The following is a 20,036-nucleotide window of genomic DNA, read 5'->3' on the forward strand; positions in this document are numbered from 1 at the left end:
TATGAATGATAAAACAAAAGAAATTAACCTTGTAAACTATGCTCTCGTGTTTATTTTAATTGCCGTTTCCGTTTTCGCGCCGGTCGCTCTCGGGGCGATGAGGCCGTGGTCGGGCGCGTCTCTGCGGCTGCTGGGATCCGTCCTGTTTTTGGTTTTCGGGGTTTCTGTTTTCAGAAAAGATGAAATTATCTTTAATAGGCTTGACCTGATTGCTCTCCTGTTTTTAGCTTATTGCCTGGCATGGTTGTTTTTTTCCCCCGTTAAATATTTCGCGGTTGGAGAATTTTTAAACATTCTCAATTATTTTTTCCTGTTTTTTGTGTCGGCCCGGTTATTTGCCGGGAAAAAACCGGTAAACATTTATATTGCAGGTTTAATGCTGTCGGTCCTGTTCGTTTCGTCTTACGGGCTTATAGATTATTTTAAAGGGATGAATTCAGTATTCGGGATATTAAGGCCCGTCCAATACCATGGCAGGCTGGGGGGGACATATATATGCCCCAACCACTGTTCCGGATTTTTTGAAATTAGTTTTTTTGTGATCCTGTCCTGCCTGTTTGTCAGGAAAATAAATACAGGTTATAAGATAATCATAGGATACATCCTGGTATTAGTTGTTTTATCGCTGTTTTTATGTAAATCGCGGGGCGGCCTGGCGGGCATGCTGACGGGAATGGCAATATTTTTTGTTTTTGTAATCAGAGAAAGAAAAAGGAATTTCCTGGTTGGTTTAAGTGTTATCCTTGCAGTCATGATTATAATCGGGATAGCGTTTTCGCCGATGATAATTGAAAGGTTCAGCAATCTTTCTTCCGATACCAGCGTAAATACAAGAATCACTATCTGGAAAGACACGTTAAGCCTTATAAAGCAAAGACCTTTGCTGGGCTTTGGGCTTGGTTCATATAAATGGGTTTATCCGGCAGTGAGAAGCATGGGTATGAGCAGGGATATTAATTTTGCGCATAACGATTATCTGCACACATGGGCTGAATTAGGTGTTTTCGGCCTGGCCCTGGTGTTATGTTTTATCTTTTTTTATTTCAGGATCAGCATTAAATCAATCGGCGGGATATCCAGTTCAACAAAAAGGTTTCTTCTTTACGGGGTGCTTTCCGGTATCACCGTTATGTTGGTGCATTCCCTGACCGATTTTAATATGCATATTCTGGCAAACGCTTCAATTTTAATCATTCTGGCGGGATTGGGAAGCAGTATAGCATTTTCTTCTCTTGACCCGGGGAAAATTCGGGGCATAAGGGTTAAACCCGCGCTGGCTTCGATTATTTTTTCTTCAGTAGGTGTTGTTGCCTGCGCGCTTTCTTTGATGGATATCAGGGCCGCGATTTTAGATATGAAAGGCGCTGAATCTCTTGAAGACGGTGAATTTGACACTGCTATCGCCTTTTATGAAAAAAGCATGTTAAATTACAGGGTCAACCCCGAAGTATATAAAAATGCCGGGCGTATATATGAAATATTGTATAAGTTCAGGAAAAACAGCGATTTCAGGGAAAAAGCGGTTGATATGTTTAAAAAAGGCGGACAGTCAAACCCCCTCGAAGGCGATTTTAATCTGGGGCTCGGGCTTATTCGGCAATCCGAGAAGAAATTCCCGGAAGCGCAGAATGAATTTTTAAAGGCGCTGGAAAAAGATCCTAACAATGCTTATTACAATAACGTTATCGGGACCTATTATTATATAATCAATGACAATGAAAAAGCGGAAAGATATTTTAAAGATGCTTCCAGGATGGATTTCTGTAATAATTATGCGAATCAAAAGCTTAATCTGATAAGAAAGAGAGTTGCGAAATGAAATACTTGATTACAGGCGGGGCTGGTTTTATAGGCTCCCATCTTTCAGATGCCCTTGTAAAAAGAGGGGATGAAGTATATGTTATCGATGATTTATCCACCGGATCCCTTAAGAACATAGAACACCTGAAAAGCGAAAAAAATTTCCACTGTGTGATAGATACGGTTATGAATGAGGCGGTTATCGGGGTGCTGACTTACAAGTGCGATGTTGTCTTTCATCTTGCGGCCGCGGTAGGCGTGAGAAAAATAATAGAAAGCCCGGTTGAAACCATAGAGACAAATGTGCACGGAACCGAAAATGTGCTGAAAGCCGCGGCTAAGGAGAAAAAACCGGTTGTTATCGCTTCAACATCGGAAGTATACGGGAAAAGCATGAACAGGGTTTTTAACGAAAACGATGATTCCATTATGGGGAGCACACAGAAGAGCAGGTGGAGTTACGCCTGTTCCAAGGCTATAGATGAATTTCTCGCGCTCGCGTATTTAAAGGAAAAATCGCTGCCGGTTATAATAGTAAGGTTATTTAATACAGTCGGCCCCAGGCAGACAGGCAGGTACGGCATGGTTATCCCCAATTTTGTGAAGCAGGCCATAAAGGGAGAGCCTATAACGGTATTTGGAGACGGCAAACAGACAAGATGTTTTACATATGTGACGGATGTGGTTAACGCGCTGATTAAATTGTCCGAAACAAAAAGCGCGGTCGGGGAAGTGTTTAATATAGGTTCGGAAGAACCTATATCGATTTCCGGCCTTGCCGGAAAAATAAAAGAGAAAACTTCAAGCCCTTCGGAAATATCGTATATTCCCTATGATAAGGCCTATGAATCAGGTTTTGAAGATATGCTGAGGAGAGTGCCCGACATTTCCAAACTCCGGAAGTTTATAGGATATAAGGCTGAATACACTCTCGATATGACCCTGGGCAAAATCATAGATTATTTCAAAAGCAATGTTGGTTTTGAATAATCTTTTTTAAAATACCCGAAATGAATTTTGCTATCCGAGACGATGATATTAGTTACTGGACGGACCCCTCTGAACTGGAGTCCGTTTACTCGGAAATTTTTGGGAAAAAAGTTGTCGTATCTTTTTCCGTAATCCCCTTTGCCGTAAAATCCTTTTTTCCCGGAGAGAGAAAAAAGTTTTATCAGGATGAAACGGAAAGACCTGTAGGGGAAAACAGGGAACTCGTAGAATATCTTAACAGGCGGATAGCGGAGGGAAAAGCTTCAATAACACTGCATGGTTATTCTCACTTGAAAAAAATTGCTGTTCCGGGAGAACATGGATATTTCAGCCTTACAAAAGATAATATCGAACAACATGCGAAACACTTACCGCGGGGAAAATTAATTTCTTTAAGCGAATACAGATGGAAATCTTATGAACAGCTGAAAGAAGAAACGGCAAAAGGGAAAAAACACCTTGAAGATACGTTCAGCAGAAAGATAAATGTCTTTGTCCCTCCGGGAAACGATATTTCCAGAGAGGGGGCAAAAGCTGTATCAGAGTGCGGGCTGAATTTAAGCGGGACAATGCGTATTGTGAAGTTCAACAGGAAAATTGATTTTTACAACCTGAAAAACTGGACTTTAAAATTGTTTTGGCGGCTGGCATATAACAGGGTATATCCATATGTTATGGATTACGGCTCTCACAGGGAACTTTGCGCGTACGGCCTGATAAGCGGGAAAACAATAGATGAATTAAAAGACGAGTTTTTATTTTGTTTTAAAAAGAACGCGCCCTTTGTGTTGGCTGTTCATCATTGGGAATTGCTGAAAAACCCGCCTCTGCTTGAAGTTTTCAAACAGTTTCTGGAGTTTGTGTTTGTTTTTAAGAATATATCCTTCAGAGATTTAAATTCATTATATGGAGAATGACTTTGTTTTCGTTTTTCTTGAAAAGAATGAGAAACGGGGTTGGCAGAAGAAGCGCCATCAACCTTTCCTCAAGAATCATTGTATCAGCAATATCTCTGGTTTTTCTGGGCATTGTTTCACGCAAGCTGTCGGAAGAGCAACTCGGTGTTTTTGCGGTCCTTTTTGTTTTTTGCGGCATTATAAGTATGTTCGGAGGTTTGGGATTCGGCACTTCTTCGATAAGGCTTATTCCCGAACTTAATGCCAAGGATGAGACAAGCTATGTTTCTGATATTATAAAATACACCGTCTTTGTTCCGTTTCTTATACTGCTTTTTCTGATGGTTGCCGGTTTTTATTTCCGGGAAAATTTAGCGGAGGTGTTTTTGAAATCCCGGGATTCGGCGGATTTTATCCTTATAATACTTGTGGCAAGCGTTTTTTACGCCACTTATGACAGGATAATACTTATAATGCAGTCCCTGCAGTGGTTCTCCAAAATAGCGGTTTCGAACATAACAATAAATATCCTGCAGAGGTCGCTGGCGGTTATCTTTTTGTATTTCGGGTATGGGGTAAAAGGGATTTTGTACGGATTTTTGATAGGTAATATCCTGGGCTGTATCTTAGGCCTTATGCTTTTGCTTAAATATCTGCTTATGCCTTTTTCAGGTTACTCGCTGAAGCAATATATCAGTTTTTCTCTGCCTTTTTACGGGCAGGGTTTCAGCAGGTTCCTGTTTTCCAGGGCGGATCAGACTTTTATAGCTATCCTGTTTACCCCGGATAAACTGGCGGTATATTTTATAGCAAAAAGAATTGTATCTCTTATAAACCTTGTGCTTGAGCCCCTCCTGGAACCTGTAATCCCAAAGCTTTCCGAAATAAAAGCGAGAGGGTTGTCCGCTTTCAGGGAAAATTCGGCTAAAATATATGTAATATTCAGTTTCCTCGCGTTTGCGGGGGCCTGTTTTGTAATTTTCAATTCAAAAATCGCGTTATTCATTGTCGGCGGCGTTAAATATGTTCCGAATACACTGATATTGAACATTCTGGCGGTTTCGGTTTTTCTGTCGTTTGTTTTTTCGGTAAGCAGGATTGGGATTTACCTGTATCAGCATCCCAAAGAGACGTTCAAGATATCTTTTTATGTCGGGTTAATCAATACCTCCCTGGGAATCGTTATAGGCCTGTATCTTGGGCTCGCAGGGTTTGCGCTGGCCCAGTGCGCAGGGTTTCTCTGGGGTGTATTTTTTATAAGGTGTAAATATAAGAGTGACTGGGTGATATACGAGCCAAGATTGGATATTCTTTATTTTCTGAGTTTAAGCGCTGTTGTAATTACAGGCGCGGCGGTTAACAGGTATCTGGCACAGGCCAATATGGATATTATCAATGTAGTTAAAATCTTTATTTTAAATTTTATTCTTATCGGGGTGTTTTCGGCGCTCATATTTAAAAACAAGGTCGTATCAAATGCGTTTAAATAAAGATCACATTGAAAAATCATTTTACAAAAATAAAAATTATTATGAATTGATGGAGCGCAGGTATAATACGGCGAAAGGTTCGCTGACAGTAGAGCCTGTCACAAAAGAGCTTATATTTCGCGCGCTCAAATCGTTGAATCAGGGCGCCAGAGTTTTGGAAATGGGATGCGGCGTCGGAAGCAATGTAAGATGGCTGGCCGAGCGCTTCCCGGAAATAAGATTTTTAGGCTCTGATATTTCGGAAATCGGCATATCTTATGCGCTGCAAAAGGTTGACAGCCTTAAAAACCTTGATTTTGTTGTTGACGACATCCAAAACTCAAAATTGGAAAAGGGGAAATTTTCATTGATAATAGCCCAGTCTGTATTAGAACATTTGACTGATTATAGAAAAGCTCTCGGTGAATGTTTCGGGTTGCTTGACAACAACGGAACGCTCATAATCAGGGTTGGAAACGGGGGAAGGACGGGGTCAGGTTTATTCGGATTTATAAAGGATACAGTTAAATATATTTTAAAGGTTAACCATTCGCGGAATTTAAAGCCCGAATTTGTTATAAACAAAGAAGATATCGCAGGCAGAAGAGAACAGCACAGGAAAAACTTTGATATGTGCAGTATCCCGTCCGATATTTTGGCCGGAGACTTAAAAAGGGCCGGTTTTATAATCAATTCTTTTTCAACTTACAGGGAATTAAGCAGGCTTACGGAAAGATATGAACGCGGCAATGTTTTGCAGAAGAAACTGATGGATTTATATATAAATACGAGGATTTTTCCTTTCAGCCATATGGGGCGTATCACCATCCTTTCGGCGTCAAAGCGGGTTATGTAGAATATGATAATTCAGCAGATGCAAGATATAATATGTAAAAGCAGATTAAAAAAATATCTTTCTTCAAGAAGAAGCAAATGGCAGCTTTATCGCGACAAAGAGAAATTATCATATCTTTCCGAAGATGAAATAAGGAATCTCCGGGAACGGAAATTCAGAAAACTGTTAAAGCAGTCGCTGAACTCTTCTTATTACAGCGGTGTATTGAAGAAAGCCGGTTTGAATCCCGATAACATTGTGCTTGAAGACTTAAAAAAGCTTCCTTTCCTTACCAAAGAAATCATCAGGCAGCAGGGGGACAGTCTTCTTACAAAACCCAAAAGCATGCTTTACCAAAATGCAAGCGGCGGTTCCACGGGAGAACCTGTAGTATTTTACCAGGATGATAATTACGCGGATAATATCTGGGCGACGATGATGGTAATTCTTGAAATGTGCGGGTGGCGCTATGGCGCGAGAATAGCAAGGCTATGGGGGGCCCCGCAGGATAAATATAAATTCGAGACACTAAAAGGCAGACTCGTATATTTTCTGCAGAATACAAGATTCTACGATTCATTTAATATGTCCGAAGAGAATATGCTGAAATATCATTATGATATGACAAAGCATAAACCTGATATAATCATCTGTTATGCGTCTTCCGTTTACCTTCTGGCGAAATTCCTGAAAAAAAGAGGATTGAAGCCTTCATACCCCTCTATATCCATAAACACATCGGCTGAAACGCTGATGCCCCATATGAGAAATACGCTGGAGGAAGTATTCGGCAGGGAAATCTATGACAAATACGGCAGCAGGGAGATAAGCGGCATAGCGTGCGAATGTTCCGAGCATAAAGGGCTCCATATTTTTGAAGATAATGTCATTCTGGAATGTCTTGATCCCGTGACCGGGGAAAATGTCTATGAAAAACCCGGAGAGCTTGTCATTACAGACCTGAATAATATGGGAATGCCGTTTATCCGCTACAGGATAGGGGATATGGGGGTGGTTTCAGGGGAAAAGTGCGGCTGCGGCAGGAACACCATTATGCTGAGAAAAGTGCTGGGCCGCATTACGGATAATTTTTACCTGAAGGACGGCAGAATCGTGCACGGGGAATATTTCACGCATCTTTTTTACGGGAAGCGGGGCATAAAAAATTTCCGGTTCACGCAGAATAAAGAAGATGATTTCCTGCTTGAGATTGTTAAAGACAGAGATTATACGGATGAACATTTGAATAAGATATTGTATGAGATAAAAAAAGTTATCGGGGACAAAGTTTTATTAAAAGTTGAATTCAGGGATAAGATTCCCGATACCGCAACGGGAAAATACAGGTTTACCATTTCAAAGGTGAGAAAAAATTCCTTATGAATATCTTATTCGTAAACAGGTTGCTGGGAACTTACTGGGGCGGCGGGGAATCATTTACTTATAATGCGGCGAAAATTATCTCAAAGATGGGGCATAAAGTATGCATCCTTTCAGCCATGCCCCTGCTGGGGAAAAAGAACGGCATAAGTGGCGTTGATGTAACTTATATAAGGATGCCTTATTTGAAAAAATTCGGTTATATGCTCCAGGATAAGTTTCCCAAAGTGCCGTCTTTGCTTATGCAGGCGGATTCCTTCTTGTTTAGCAGGATGGCTTATTCCTGGATTAAGAGCAACGCCGGTTGCTTTGACGTAATACAGCTTACAGCCCAGACTTATCTCGCGGAAATGATATTAAGCCGACTCGGCAAACCTGTCGTGTTGAGGTTCCCGGGCCCGCCGTCGGAAAAATGGCACTTGCCTGCATTGAAAAGGTTAGACAGCAATCCCAGAGCGCTGGTTTTCGGTACCGGAGACGCGGTTATAAAATCGGAAAAAATGGGAATCCATATGGAAAATATTTCTCAGGGCGTAGATTCGGATATCTTTAAACAAGATTATGTTGAGAGGAGTAAAATTCGCGCTAAATACGGCATCAAAGATTCCGATTTCCTGTTTTTTTCATGCGCGAGGCTGATAAAAGGCAAGGGCCTGGGATTTTTGATAAAAGGTTTCTGTAAGGCGAACCTGAAAATACCCGGTTTAAAGCTGATTATATCCGGCGAAGGTATATTGGAAAAAAAACTCCTGCGTCTGATAAAAAAACTGAATCTGGACGGCAAAGTTTTCCTATCGGGATTTTTGCCTTATAATGAAGTTTATAAGTACTATTCCGCGGCGGATGCATATGTGCTGCTGTCACATTACGAAAACTTTTCAAATACTGTGCTTGAAGCAATGGCCTGCGGCTTGCCGGTGATTACCACTGATGCCGGCGGTTTCCCGCTGCAGGTGCAAAAAGGAAAAAACGGTTTTATGATACCTTATAACGATATGGATACCTTTGTTTCGAGTGTTAATAGGGTATATTCAGACGTAAATTTGAGAAAAACAATGCGGGAAACAAATAGAAATTGTGTTAAATCGGATTATCGATGGGAAACGGCCGCGGAAAAAATGCTGGGATTGTATAGAAAGGTAATCAATGCCTGACAGGAAGAAAATTGTATTTACCATTCCTAATATGGAAGGGGGGGGCGCGGAGAGGACGGTCTCTAACCTGTTGAAGTATTTAGACAGGTCTAAATACAGGTTTTTCCTTGTGCTATATGAAAAAAAGATTAAATACGATATTCCGGTGGATGTGAAGGTTTTTTCCCTTAATGTATCTCCTTCCGGAAATTTCTTTGTGAAAATATATAATTATGCGATTCGTATCATCAAACTTGCGGCGGTGTTCAGGGATATCAAGCCCGATACTATTATGAGTTTTCTGACGGATGTCAACATATCGGCGATACTGGCCCGCTTTCTTTCGTTTTCAAAAAGCAGGCTGATACTCTCCGAGAGAAACTCTGTTAAAGCCGTTTATAGCGCCGGATATCAGAGAACAAAGAGATTTCTGGTAAGGTTGCTGTACAGGTATGCGGATGGGATAGTAACTGTTTCCGAAGACATATCCGGGGAACTTATGGGCTACGGGATAGATAAAGGTAAAATAACAGTTATCCACAATATGGTTGATTGCAGGGATATCGCTGTTTTATCCAAAGAGGAAGTAACCGAAACAGATATATTTAATAGGAGCTTGCCGGTAATTGTTACGGCGGGTTCACTAACGAGGCAGAAGAACTATAGTTTGCTTCTGGATGCATTTAAGCTTGTTTTGGATAGCATAGACGCAAAACTTATTATTCTGGGCGAGGGGCCTCTTCTTGGCGAACTTAAGGAACAGGCAAAAACGCTTTGCGTTGAAGATGATGTTGTTTTTGCGGGGTTTCAAAAAAATCCTTTTAAGTATATTTCAAAGAGCGATGTTTTTGTGGTGACTTCACTGTGGGAAGGGTTCCCTAATGTCATACTCGAGGCTTTTGCGTGCGGGACTCCCGTAATATGTGTTGATTGCGGGAACATATGCAGAGGACTTATAAAAGACGAAATAAACGGTTTTATTGTTTCCGGGCATGATGATAAATTATTGGCGGCATCCATTATAAGGTTATTGGAAAACAGTGTTTTATTGAAGGAATTCGCAGGCGGCGCTGTCGTGGCGGCAGGCGAGTATGATATTAAAAAAGGAACATCCCGGTACGAGAAGGTGATTTTTGAAAAATGAACTGATGAAACAGTTTAATATCAGTGAAACGCTGGTAAGTAAAGTCTATTTTTACGGCGTTATTGCTTTGATATCCGTGTTGCTGGGTATTTTGATTGCGGTTGACTATCATATCTTCATTCTGCTGGTTTTAATCGGTTTGGCCGCAATTTTTCTGTTTTATTTCGACTCGGAATATTCCTATGTTATTTTTTTTATCGCGCTTATCTGGGTGCCGACATGGGTAAATTCGTATTCTTTATTCGGGGTAAGGTTCGGCATACTTACCGTGAATTATCCGCTGGTTTTTCTCTTTGTTTTTTTTATAAGGGATATTATTGATATTTATACCAAGAAAACCTCTCCGGAGATGAACTATATTGACGGGCTTATTATTATACTGTTTTTATGGACATTGTTTTCGCTTTCCAAATCCATATCACCCGAAGGAAAAAGAAGTTTTTATCTTTTTGGCTTCCCGCTGCTTTATTTTTTATTTGTAAAATATTGCCCCCTGGATAAGAAAGGGTTCATTTTGTGGATGAAAAACATAGTCTTCTTTTCCCTGCCTATGGCGCTTTACCTTGTTTTTGAGATGATAACAGAGATAAACATCTTCTTCCCGCCGCAGGAAAGGTATAAATATTTCAGTTATATGTATAAGGATTCCAGCGGATATCAGCCCGGGGGAAGTTTTCTAGGTCCCAATGAAGCCGGCCTTTTCCTGTCGATGGCGGCGGCTATGGCTCTTTATTTTTATAATACCTGCGCTGCAAGACTGAAGAAGTGGTGGATACTGACAATAGTAATTTTAAGTTCCGGTGTGGCAATAACCTTATCGAGAAGCGCATGGCTGTCATTGTTGAGCGTTTATATAATGAACGTTTTTTTCAACGAGAAGAACAGGATTAAGTCATTTTATTATATTTTTACTTTTTTCATATGTTTTGCCATCGGGTTCCAGTTTTTTGACCTGCCGCGGACAGCCTCCGAAAGATTGTTTGACGGCGATACGATTAATGCCAGGATTGAGGTCTTTCACGACGCATTGAATCAGATCAAGGATAACTGGTTGTGCGGCATCGGGTACGATAATTTCCGTTTCAGGCATTTCTGGATGGTAAAAGGCCCCACTCATAATGTATTTACATCTCTGCTTGCCGAACTCGGTATAATCGGGTTGATTCCTTTTGCCGTTATCTTGACAGTTGTTTTCCACCGCTGGAAACTGTATTCGGATATTGACGGTATTGATAAAAGTATCTTAACCATGTTTATCAGCATTTTTGTCGCGTATGTTGTCACGGGTATGGCGCACAGCGTGAATCTTGCATACCATTCGAGTTCATTATTCTGGATTTTTGCCGCGGTTTATTTGAATAACAGAAAAACACTAATAATTGATGATAACGAGAATACTTTTAATAAATAAATTTTTATACCCCCGAGGCGGAGATGCCATCAGCACTCTCGAGGCAGGCCGGCTTCTCGAGGAAAAAGGCCATAAGGTGTATTTCTGGGGAATGAAGCATCCTCTGAATCGGGCGTTTGAGCATGCCGAGTGGTTTGTTGATAATTCGGACCTGAACGCGAAATCAGGTATTTCCTCAAAATTTAAGGCGGCGGCGAATATCCTGTACTCAAGGGAGGCAAAAGAGAAAATCGCTTTTATGCTGGACGAATGCCAACCCGATGTTGTCCATATCAATAATATATCCCATTATGTTTCGCCTTCCATATTACATGTGATAAAGAAGAAGAACATTCCTGTTGTGATGACGCTCAGGGATATGCAGATGGTTTGCCCGACTTATTTGATGCTGTCCGGTAACAGGCTGTGTGAAAAATGTAAAAACGGGCGCTTTTACTGGTGCGTCTTAAGAAAATGCACAAAAGGTTCCTACGCTAAAAGCGTTTTAAATGCCGCTGAGATGTATTTGCACCATAAAATAATGCATATTTATGATGCTGTTGACATGTTTATATCCCCCAGCATCTTTTTAAAGGAGAAAATGTCCGAGATGGGGTTTAAACCCGGGATTGAGCACCTGCCTAATTTTATAGACGCGGAAGAATACGCGCCGGTGGATTCCGCCAAAAGCCGGAAAATGGTTTATTTCGGGAGATTATCTCCGGAGAAAGGGATTCTTACGCTTTTAAAAGCGGCGAAAAATATTAAAGTGGAGCTTGATATAATAGGTGACGGGCCTATAAAGGGAGATATAGACTTATTTGTAAAAAATAATATGCTTGAAAATGTCCGGGTACACGGGTTTTTGAAAGGAGAAAGTCTCAAAGCAAAAATTAAAGAAGCTTTTGCCGTTATAGTCCCTTCCGAATGTTATGAAAATAATCCCAGGTCTGTTTTGGAAGCTTTTGCGCTTGGGAAACCTGTGATAGCGTCAAAAATAGGGGGAATACCGGAAATGGTGAAAGACAATCAGACGGGTTTGCTTTTTAAGCCCCGGGATGCCGTTAGCCTGGGTGAAAAAATCCAGTACGCGCTGGAAAATCCTGAAAAATTTGCTGAAATGGGGCATAAAGCAGGATTATCAGCGAAAAATAATTATAGTCCTGCTGTTTATTATACTAAGCTTATAGAAATATACGGGAAAGCGCTGAGCAAACATGAGAAAAAACATTAAATATCCGGAAGAAGCATGTTTTATTTCCACATACAGGTGTAATGCGAAGTGTGTGATGTGCGGCATTTGGCAGAAACGCGCAGGGGAGGGAAAAGAAATCGGGCCGTCAGACCTGAAAAAACTTCCTTCCTGTTTTAAACGGATTAATATCAGCGGTGGCGAGCCGTCTTTGAGAGATGACCTCCCTGATATTGTCGAAGCGCTAAGGTCTAAATCGCGTAAAATCGACATCAGCACGAACGGATATCTAACGGAAAAGTTAGTGGAAACGGGCCGAAAATTTCCCGATACGGCTTTCAGGATAAGCCTTGAAGGAATGAGGGAATTGAATGACAGGCTAAGGGGTCTGAAGGATGGGTTTAAAAAAGCCATGGAAAGTGTTGAAAAATTAAAATCAGCCGGTGTAAAGGATATAGGATTAAGCATTGTTATTTCCGACAGGAATAAAGATGACCTGTTGAAATTATACCGCATGGCAGTGGAAATGGATTTGGATTTAAGCAGTTCCGTCATGCACAACTCTTTTTATTTCAATAAATTCGATAATAAGATCGAAGATGTCGAAGGCACCGTTATTGAAGTGCGAAAGTTTGTAGAACAACTTCTTAAGTCAAAAAGAAAAAATATAAGTTTGAGGATAAAGGATTGGGGCAGAGCTTTTATCAATTATGGTATTATAAAATACATTAAAAAGGAAGACAGGCCTATAATGTGCGGCGCCGCGAAGGATTTTTTCTTTCTTGACCCCTATGGGAACATATTGGCATGCAACGGAAGCGATGAGCCGTGGATTCTCGGCAATATTATGAAGGAATCGTTTGAACAGATTTGGTCTGGCGAAAGGGCAAATGAGATGCGCGAAAAGGTTTTGCGATGTAATAAAAAATGCTGGATGGTCGGCAGCGCGCGGCCCGCCATGAGAACCAGACCGTGGGTTCCCGTCATTTGGATAATAAAAAATAAAATAAGCCTTTTAAAAGGGGGATGTGTTTTCGGTGAGAAATAATAAAGAGGGAAAACATATTGCCGTTATAGGGATAAAGGGCTATCCTCCGAAGGCAGGAGTAGATTTTGTCGCAGATGAAATTATCCGGAGTTCTTTAAACAGCGGTTTTAAAATTACGGTTTACGGAAAGAGAAGCTGCTGTAACCCGGATTATAAAAGGGAAAACCTTGAAATTATCCCTGTCTGGGATATGAAAGGGAAACATCTCAGCGCTTTTTCATACGGTCTTTTTTCCGCGCTGCATGCTCTCTTTTTCGGTGATTTCGGCCTTATCCATTTGCATTGCGCGGATTACGGCTACATTGTCCCCTTACTCAGGTTAAGGTTCAGGGTATTGAGCACATCTCACGGCGCGGAATATAATCGTGACAAGTGGAACTTTCTTGCTAAAGCATTCTTCAGGGTCGTGGAGAGGCCTTTTATTAAGTATTCCAATATCTGCACATGTGTTTCAAGGAAACTCAGTGAATATTACAGGGAGAAATACAGGAAGAAAGTCCTGTTTGTGCCTAATAGAATAGATTTTGAAAGCATGGACCGCATCAAACATTTGCTGGACGGGAGAAAATGCAGGGAATACGGTTTAGAGCCCGGAAGGTACATTCTTTTTTGCGCCGGCAGGATAATTCCGAGCAAGGGTTGTGATATCCTGCTTAAAGCCGGTAAAAGTTTTGAGACGGACGTGCCTGTTGTAATAATCGGCAACATTAAGGACAGGTATTACAGGAAATACCTGATGCAGTTAAAGAGGGATAATACGGTTTTTATCGATGCAATCGAGGACCGCAGGACGCTATTTGATATTATAAGGCATTGCCGGTTTTTCGTATTTCCTTCGACTTATGAGGCTATGTCTATGATGCTGCTTGAAGCGGCGGCGCTCGGCAGGGGTATCGTCTGCAGCAATATCCCCGAGAATGTCGATGCCATAGGCGAGAACGCCCTGTTTTTCAATGCCGGTTTTATAAGCGACCTGGCCGAAAAACTGAAGTACGCGCTGGAAAATCCCGGCGAAATGGATAAACTGGGTAAAAAAGGGTGCGACTGGGTCAGGGAAAACAGAAACTGGGAAAAATTCGCTCTCACATATATAGATTTATATCGCGAATTGATGGAATCGGAGAGATGAAAAATATTTTACGCAGGCTAATACGCGGTAAACCGGAGAAAGACGGTTATATTTACCTGAAACAGAGATTTCTGGAGAACGGAATATCTGCGCGGGATACAAACATCAGGAAAGACATAGCGAAAAAATTTGAGATAATAGATAAAAATATCCGCTCGGCTACAACACCTGTTGACGGATTATTCCTTGCCGAATTCGTCCTTTCAGTGAAAGCGGACGGGGAGATGGTGGAATGCGGCACTTATGCCGGGGCGAGCGCGGCCAAACTTTCAGTCCTTGCGGGGCTTACCGGCAGGAGACTTTATATTTTTGACAGTTTTGAAGGCCTGCCGGAGGCCGATGAAACGAATATAACCGATTTTCACGCGAGAAGAAGCGCCAAATGGGTTACACCATGGAAAAAAGGAAGATATAGCGGCGATATCGAAGAAGTTAAATCAAATATATCAAAGTACGGCAGTATCAAAACCTGTATTTTTAAAAAGGGATTTTTCAGCGATACGCTGAACGGGATAAACCTTCCCGAAAAAATCGCCCTGTCGTTTGTGGATGTCGATATAGCTTCTTCCGCCAAAGTGTGCATTGCTTCGATTTGGCCTAGGATAACGCCCGGCGGAGTCTATGTTTCCCACGATGTCGCTTATCTGAAAGTTTTAGAGTCTATTTTAGATAAAAATTTATGGGAATCGGTATTCCATGAGTTTCCGCCTGTTTTATTCGGCGCCGGATTCGGGTTGTGCGATAGCGCTCCTCATATGGGATTTTTTGTGAAAGAGAATGGAGACCCTGGGTATATAAAAAGTTTAACAATTGATAAATAGCGGGTTATAGAATGGGTAATTTCTGGTTTGGCGAAAATAATGAAAGAGAATTATTATCGCTGGCAATTGCCGGCGATCTGAGTATTACGGCGGAGTCTCAAAAATTAATATCAGGCCGGGGTTGCCTCAGTAATGTTGATAAGGCAATAACGAGTTATTTTAAAGAGAGCGACTATACGATTGTAAACCTTGAAAATCCGATATGCGGTAAAGGAATGCCGATAAAAAAAACCGGACCCAGTCTGAGATCCGAACAAGGGCTGGGGCTTTTTCTTAAAAACATGGGAATCGATGCGGTCAATTTGTCCAACAACCATATAATGGATTTTGGATGGGATGGTTTGAATCAAACCATAAAAGAACTTAATCAAAATAAAATAGGTTGTTTTGGGGCCGGCAGGGATAAAAACGAAGCTGCACAGGCATATTTTTTTGAAGGGAACGGGATAAAAGTCGCCCTTTTGGGGTTTGCCGAGGCGGAATTTGCGCGCGCGGAGTACGATAAAGCAGGCGCTGCCCCTCTTGAAATGCCGGATAACTATATTAGTATTGGACAAATTTCTCAGAGATCGGATTTTGTAATCGTTTTTGCTCATGCCGGGAGTGAATACCAGTTGGTTCCTTCTCCGAGAATACAGAGAATCTACAGAAGCATGATTGACGCCGGGGCTGATTTAGTTGTCGGATGCCATCCTCATGTTCCTCAGGGCATAGAGCGTTATGGGAAAGGGTTTATTTTTTACTGTTTAGGCAATTTTATATTTGATTATAAAGTACAGGGTAATCTTCCTTTTGATATGGGGTATGTCCTGAAAGTGGGTTTTGCCAAAAATAGTTTAAAATCCATAGATATTAAAGCGGTAAAATTAGACAGCGAAAAAGGGCTTGGATTTATAACAAAACAGGCTGATTTTATCAATTATATCAGGTGTGTAAGCGGAGATTTTAATGATTTGCCGAGATTAACGGCTGTTTGGGAGCAGGAAGTGATTAACCTATATAATTCCTATAAATATTTTCTTAATCCAGGAATTAAATCTTTTCTGTCAAATAAGATTTTCGGACGGAAGAACATTTTGCCGTTTTTAAATGTTTTTCAATGCGCATCTCACGCAGATGTTTTACATACCATACTCAAAATGATTCATAACGGACAGTTTATCAGGGATGCCGACATTCAGAGATACCTGTCGGACCTGGATGTTAAACTGAAAAACTGTTACGATTGAACTGCTAAATTAGTCTGGAATATATAACGCAAATCTGGTAAAATTCACCACTTAAATACAGTTAGTTAAATATATATATATATATGATTGCAATTTATAATATAGTTTTTCATATAGGTTTTCTGTTTATGCTTCCTGTCTTCCTGTTCAGGATGTTATACCTGAACAAATACAGGGCAGGCCTGTTCCAGCGGTTCGGTATTTATCCGGGAGAGATAAAACAAAAACTGCGGGCAGGGAAGACCATCTGGGTTCACAGCGTATCTGTTGGAGAAGTCATTGCCGCACAACCACTTATAGCTCTTTTGAAATCAAGGTGCCCCGGAAGCAATTTTGTTATCAGCACAACAACGAATACGGGTAATCAGGTTGCGCGAAAATACGCCGGCAGTAAAGATGTCGTAATATACTATCCGGTTGATTTCCCATGGGCCGTCAAAAGGGCGGTGAAGGCTGTTAATCCCGAATTATTTATTATGCTTGAAACTGAACTGTGGCCGAATATGATAAAAACGCTTGGAGTCAGCAAAGTTCCTGTTTTCCTTGTTAACGGGAGGGTTTCCGATCATTCATACAGATGGTATAAGAAAGCAGCCCCGGTTCTCAAAATCGTTTTTAAGCATATATCCGCCTTTATAATGCAGACAGAATCCGATGCTGAGAGGATAATCCGGCTGGGCGCCGCTCCCCAGAAGGTGTCTTACGCGGGAAGCCTGAAATATGAGAGCGCTATGGGGAATGAACCTGAAGCGGATGAGATAATAGAAATGGCTTCGGATCTCGGGATTCGGATAAGCGATACAGTTATTATCGGGGGCAGCACTCATGAACGCGAAGAGGAAATGCTGATAAAAGCTTTTGGAAAAGCGAAAAAAGAATGCGTTTCCGTCAAATTAATTCTGGCGCCGAGACATCCTGAAAGGTTTAATAAAGTTATTTCTCTTGTGAAAGAGAGCGGTTTTATTTACTCAACAAGAAAGAAAATCAAAGAATTTAATTCGGAGGAAAGGGAGAAAAGGGAGATTATAGTCCTTGACACCATCGGGGAACTGAAAAAGGTATATAATCTGGGAAACATTGTTTTTGTGGGGAAAAGCATGTTTGGCAGGGGAGGCCAGAATATATTGGAGCCCGCTGCGGCCGGGAAAACCATAATTACAGGGCCTCATATGGAGAATTTCCGGGATATTATGATACAGTTTATTAATGCGAATGCCTGTATTGTTGCAAACAATGAAATTGAATTTGAAGAGAAACTTATATCTTTATGCAGGGATAAAGCAATGTCTAAAGAATTCGGCAGAAGGGCTAAAAATCTTGTTATAGCCAATTGCGGAGCTGCATCAAGAATAGCGGATAAAATCAATAAAGGATAAAAGTATATATAAACAAGGAGTTTTGTATGCTGTTTTCGAGCCTTATCAATGAAAAACTTGTAAATCTCGATTTGGAATCCGGCGACAAGCAATCTGCCATAAAGGAGCTGGTTTTGCCCCTTAAGGAGTTCGGATACGATGATAATGTTGAAAATATAGTCAATATGGTTATAGAGAGAGAAAAAATAGCCCCTACTTACCTCGGAGAAGGTGTTGCCATTCCGCATGCGAGAATAGACGGCCTTAAAGATTTTTATATTATTATCGGAAGGTCCCTTAAAGGAGTTAATTACCATTCGGGAAAAGAGTGCAAAGCCAACCTTATATTCCTTATTCTATCCGGGAAGACGAAAAATAAAATTATGCTGCAGACACTTGCGGCGATAGTGAAATTGGTAAAAGAAAAAGATGTGAAAGAAAAAATTCTGAAAGCCGGAAAACCTTCAGATCTGATAAAAATTATAGAAAATACGGGGATTAATGTTAAAGAAGCGCTTACCAATTCCGATATAATGGAACCCCCTCTGGTGTTTTTTTATCCGGATATGACAATTAAAGAAGCCGCGGTAATATTTTTCAAAAGTAACATAATGTGCGCTCCGGTTGTGGATGAAAATAATATGCTTATAGGGGAAGTGCATGAATCGGATATTGTGGAAGTCGGACTGCCGAAATATATGAACCATTTAAGCAGCCTCTCTTTTTTAAAGGATTTTGAGCCGTTTGAAGAATTCTTTAAAAAAGAAGATATAATAAGGATACGGGATATTGCCAGGAAAAATCCCCAGACGGTCGCTCCCGATACTTCCATTGTCGAAACGGCTTTTCTGCTTGTTAAGAAAAAAACAGAAAGAGTTTTTGTCGTGAATAACGGGAAATTGATAGGTTCTATTACCGCAAGAGATATCATCACAAAAGTGTTGCAGATATAACGGACGGGAAAAATGGTTTTTGCCCTGATTATCTTTTTTACAGTGTTATTTGCCGTGGCGACCGATAAGGTTGACAAGACAATAGCAGTCCTTGTGGGCGCTTCTCTTATGCTGGTTTTCAAGATAGTGCCTCAGGATATTGCGTTTAAATGGATTGATATGAATGTGCTGCTGCTCCTGATAAGCATGATGATAATTGTCGGAGTGTTTGCGAAAACGGGAATATTTGAGTGGATGGCGATAAAAGTCGCGAAATCCGCAAAAGGAAGACCGCTGGTCATAATACTGCTGCTCTCAATTGTAACTGCCGTGCTCTCCGCTTTCCTGGATAATGTCACCACGGTGCTTCTGATTGCCCCCATTACGTTCCTGATAAGCCAGCAGTTGGATATTAATCCCGTGCCGCTTCTTATCATTGAGGTAATGGCTTCGAACATAGGGGGTACGGCGACGCTGATTGGGGATCCGCCCAACATACTTATCGGAAGCGCCGCAAATCTCAGCTTTAATGATTTTTTGCTCAACCTCACTCCCGTCATTTTGATTATTATGGTTGTGTTTGTATTCACCGTGATTTTTTTAATGCGCGATAAGTTAAGGGTTTCCAACGAAATAAGGGCCAGGATAATGGCCCTGGATGACAGCAGGGCGATAAGAAATAAAAAACTGCTGTTAAAATGCTTAATTGTGATGAGTTTAACCTTGATGGCGTTTCTTGTTCATGAAAAATTGGGACTCGGCCCGGCTTCAGTCGCGCTTGCCGGCGCGACTCTGCTTATGATTATCGCCGGGGAAACAACCGAAGATTTTTTTAAGTCGGTAGAATGGCCGACAATATTTTTCCTGATAGGGCTTTTTATTGTTGTTTCCGGTATTGTCCAGGTCGGGGCAGTGAGCATAGCGGCTAAAAAATCCGTTGAATTTACCGGGAAAAACCACTGTTTTACGACGTTGATGATATTATGGGTTTCTGCGGTCTTTTCGGCGGTGATAGGAAGCGTTTCCAATGCTGTCGCATTGATACCGGTTGTCAAAGACATCAGCGCGCATTTTACCAACGCCAAACCGCTTTGGTGGGCTCTTTCCTTAGGAGCGTGTCTCGGGGGCAATGGTACGATAATAGGGGCTCCCGCCAATATAATAATCGCCGGGCTTGCCAAAAAAAACGGAAGCCCGATACTTTTTAAAGAATTTTTTAAATACGGGGTAATTTTTGTAATTGAATCTCTGCTGATATGTACATTATATGTTTATTGGAGATATCTTTAAGGT

The 20,036-nt window shown here is 41.2% G+C and carries 17 protein-coding genes; all 17 read left to right on the top strand.

Translation table 11 applies throughout. From position 1 onward, the window contains the following. Position 1 precedes the first annotated feature (1 nt). Positions 2–1,819 carry an O-antigen ligase family protein gene (locus M0R36_06645; protein ID MCK9555476.1) on the top strand — a complete coding sequence of 606 codons (1,818 nt, stop codon included), beginning with the start codon at positions 2–4 and terminating at the stop codon, positions 1,817–1,819. After that, positions 1,816–2,790 carry a GDP-mannose 4,6-dehydratase gene (locus tag M0R36_06650; protein ID MCK9555477.1) on the top strand — a complete coding sequence of 325 codons (975 nt, stop codon included), beginning with the start codon at positions 1,816–1,818 and terminating at the stop codon, positions 2,788–2,790. The genes M0R36_06645 and M0R36_06650 overlap by 4 nt, the downstream gene beginning before the upstream one ends. A gap of 20 nt (positions 2,791–2,810) precedes the next feature. Continuing rightward, complete coding sequence (locus M0R36_06655) at positions 2,811–3,707, top strand: DUF2334 domain-containing protein (protein MCK9555478.1); 897 nt, start codon at positions 2,811–2,813, stop codon at positions 3,705–3,707. 26 nt (positions 3,708–3,733) lie between these two features. Further along, on the top strand, positions 3,734–5,176 hold the full coding sequence (locus M0R36_06660; protein MCK9555479.1) for an oligosaccharide flippase family protein: 1,443 nt from the start codon (positions 3,734–3,736) through the stop codon (positions 5,174–5,176). After that, positions 5,163–6,011, top strand: coding sequence for a class I SAM-dependent methyltransferase (locus tag M0R36_06665; GenBank protein MCK9555480.1), 849 nt, complete (start codon positions 5,163–5,165; stop codon positions 6,009–6,011). The genes M0R36_06660 and M0R36_06665 overlap by 14 nt, the downstream gene beginning before the upstream one ends. A gap of 3 nt (positions 6,012–6,014) precedes the next feature. Beyond that, the gene (locus M0R36_06670; GenBank protein MCK9555481.1) at positions 6,015–7,373 is read left to right on the top strand and encodes a hypothetical protein; all 1,359 of its coding nucleotides are present in this window, start codon (positions 6,015–6,017) and stop codon (positions 7,371–7,373) included. Continuing rightward, positions 7,370–8,524, top strand: coding sequence for a glycosyltransferase family 4 protein (locus tag M0R36_06675; GenBank protein ID MCK9555482.1), 1,155 nt, complete (start codon positions 7,370–7,372; stop codon positions 8,522–8,524). The genes M0R36_06670 and M0R36_06675 overlap by 4 nt, the downstream gene beginning before the upstream one ends. Then, a complete protein-coding gene (locus M0R36_06680) occupies positions 8,517–9,647 on the top strand; it encodes a glycosyltransferase (protein ID MCK9555483.1) in 1,131 nt (376 codons plus the stop codon). Before M0R36_06675 ends, M0R36_06680 begins: the two co-directional genes overlap by 8 nt. Then, the gene (locus tag M0R36_06685) at positions 9,637–11,058 is read left to right on the top strand and encodes an O-antigen ligase family protein (GenBank protein ID MCK9555484.1); all 1,422 of its coding nucleotides are present in this window, start codon (positions 9,637–9,639) and stop codon (positions 11,056–11,058) included. The genes M0R36_06680 and M0R36_06685 overlap by 11 nt, the downstream gene beginning before the upstream one ends. Continuing rightward, positions 11,030–12,271 (top strand): glycosyltransferase family 4 protein, encoded by a 1,242-nt coding sequence (locus M0R36_06690; GenBank protein ID MCK9555485.1) that lies wholly within the window; start codon positions 11,030–11,032, stop codon positions 12,269–12,271. The genes M0R36_06685 and M0R36_06690 overlap by 29 nt, the downstream gene beginning before the upstream one ends. After that, a complete protein-coding gene (locus M0R36_06695) occupies positions 12,255–13,277 on the top strand; it encodes a radical SAM protein (protein MCK9555486.1) in 1,023 nt (340 codons plus the stop codon). Before M0R36_06690 ends, M0R36_06695 begins: the two co-directional genes overlap by 17 nt. Then, a complete protein-coding gene (locus M0R36_06700; GenBank protein MCK9555487.1) occupies positions 13,267–14,406 on the top strand; it encodes a glycosyltransferase family 4 protein in 1,140 nt (379 codons plus the stop codon). Before M0R36_06695 ends, M0R36_06700 begins: the two co-directional genes overlap by 11 nt. Continuing rightward, positions 14,403–15,227, top strand: a complete 825-nt coding sequence (locus M0R36_06705; protein MCK9555488.1) for a TylF/MycF family methyltransferase — start codon at positions 14,403–14,405, stop codon at positions 15,225–15,227. The genes M0R36_06700 and M0R36_06705 overlap by 4 nt, the downstream gene beginning before the upstream one ends. A gap of 11 nt (positions 15,228–15,238) precedes the next feature. After that, positions 15,239–16,456 carry a CapA family protein gene (locus M0R36_06710; GenBank protein MCK9555489.1) on the top strand — a complete coding sequence of 406 codons (1,218 nt, stop codon included), beginning with the start codon at positions 15,239–15,241 and terminating at the stop codon, positions 16,454–16,456. 83 nt (positions 16,457–16,539) lie between these two features. Continuing rightward, positions 16,540–17,832, top strand: coding sequence for a 3-deoxy-D-manno-octulosonic acid transferase (locus M0R36_06715; protein ID MCK9555490.1), 1,293 nt, complete (start codon positions 16,540–16,542; stop codon positions 17,830–17,832). A gap of 26 nt (positions 17,833–17,858) precedes the next feature. Further along, on the top strand, positions 17,859–18,764 hold the full coding sequence (locus M0R36_06720; GenBank protein ID MCK9555491.1) for a PTS sugar transporter subunit IIA: 906 nt from the start codon (positions 17,859–17,861) through the stop codon (positions 18,762–18,764). A 12-nt stretch (positions 18,765–18,776) separates the two neighbouring features. Next, the gene (locus M0R36_06725; protein MCK9555492.1) at positions 18,777–20,033 is read left to right on the top strand and encodes an ArsB/NhaD family transporter; all 1,257 of its coding nucleotides are present in this window, start codon (positions 18,777–18,779) and stop codon (positions 20,031–20,033) included. Positions 20,034–20,036 lie beyond the last annotated feature (3 nt).

The organism is bacterium (genome assembly GCA_023228325.1).
Classification (GTDB): domain Bacteria; phylum Auribacterota; class UBA6266; order UBA6266; family UBA6266; genus UBA6266.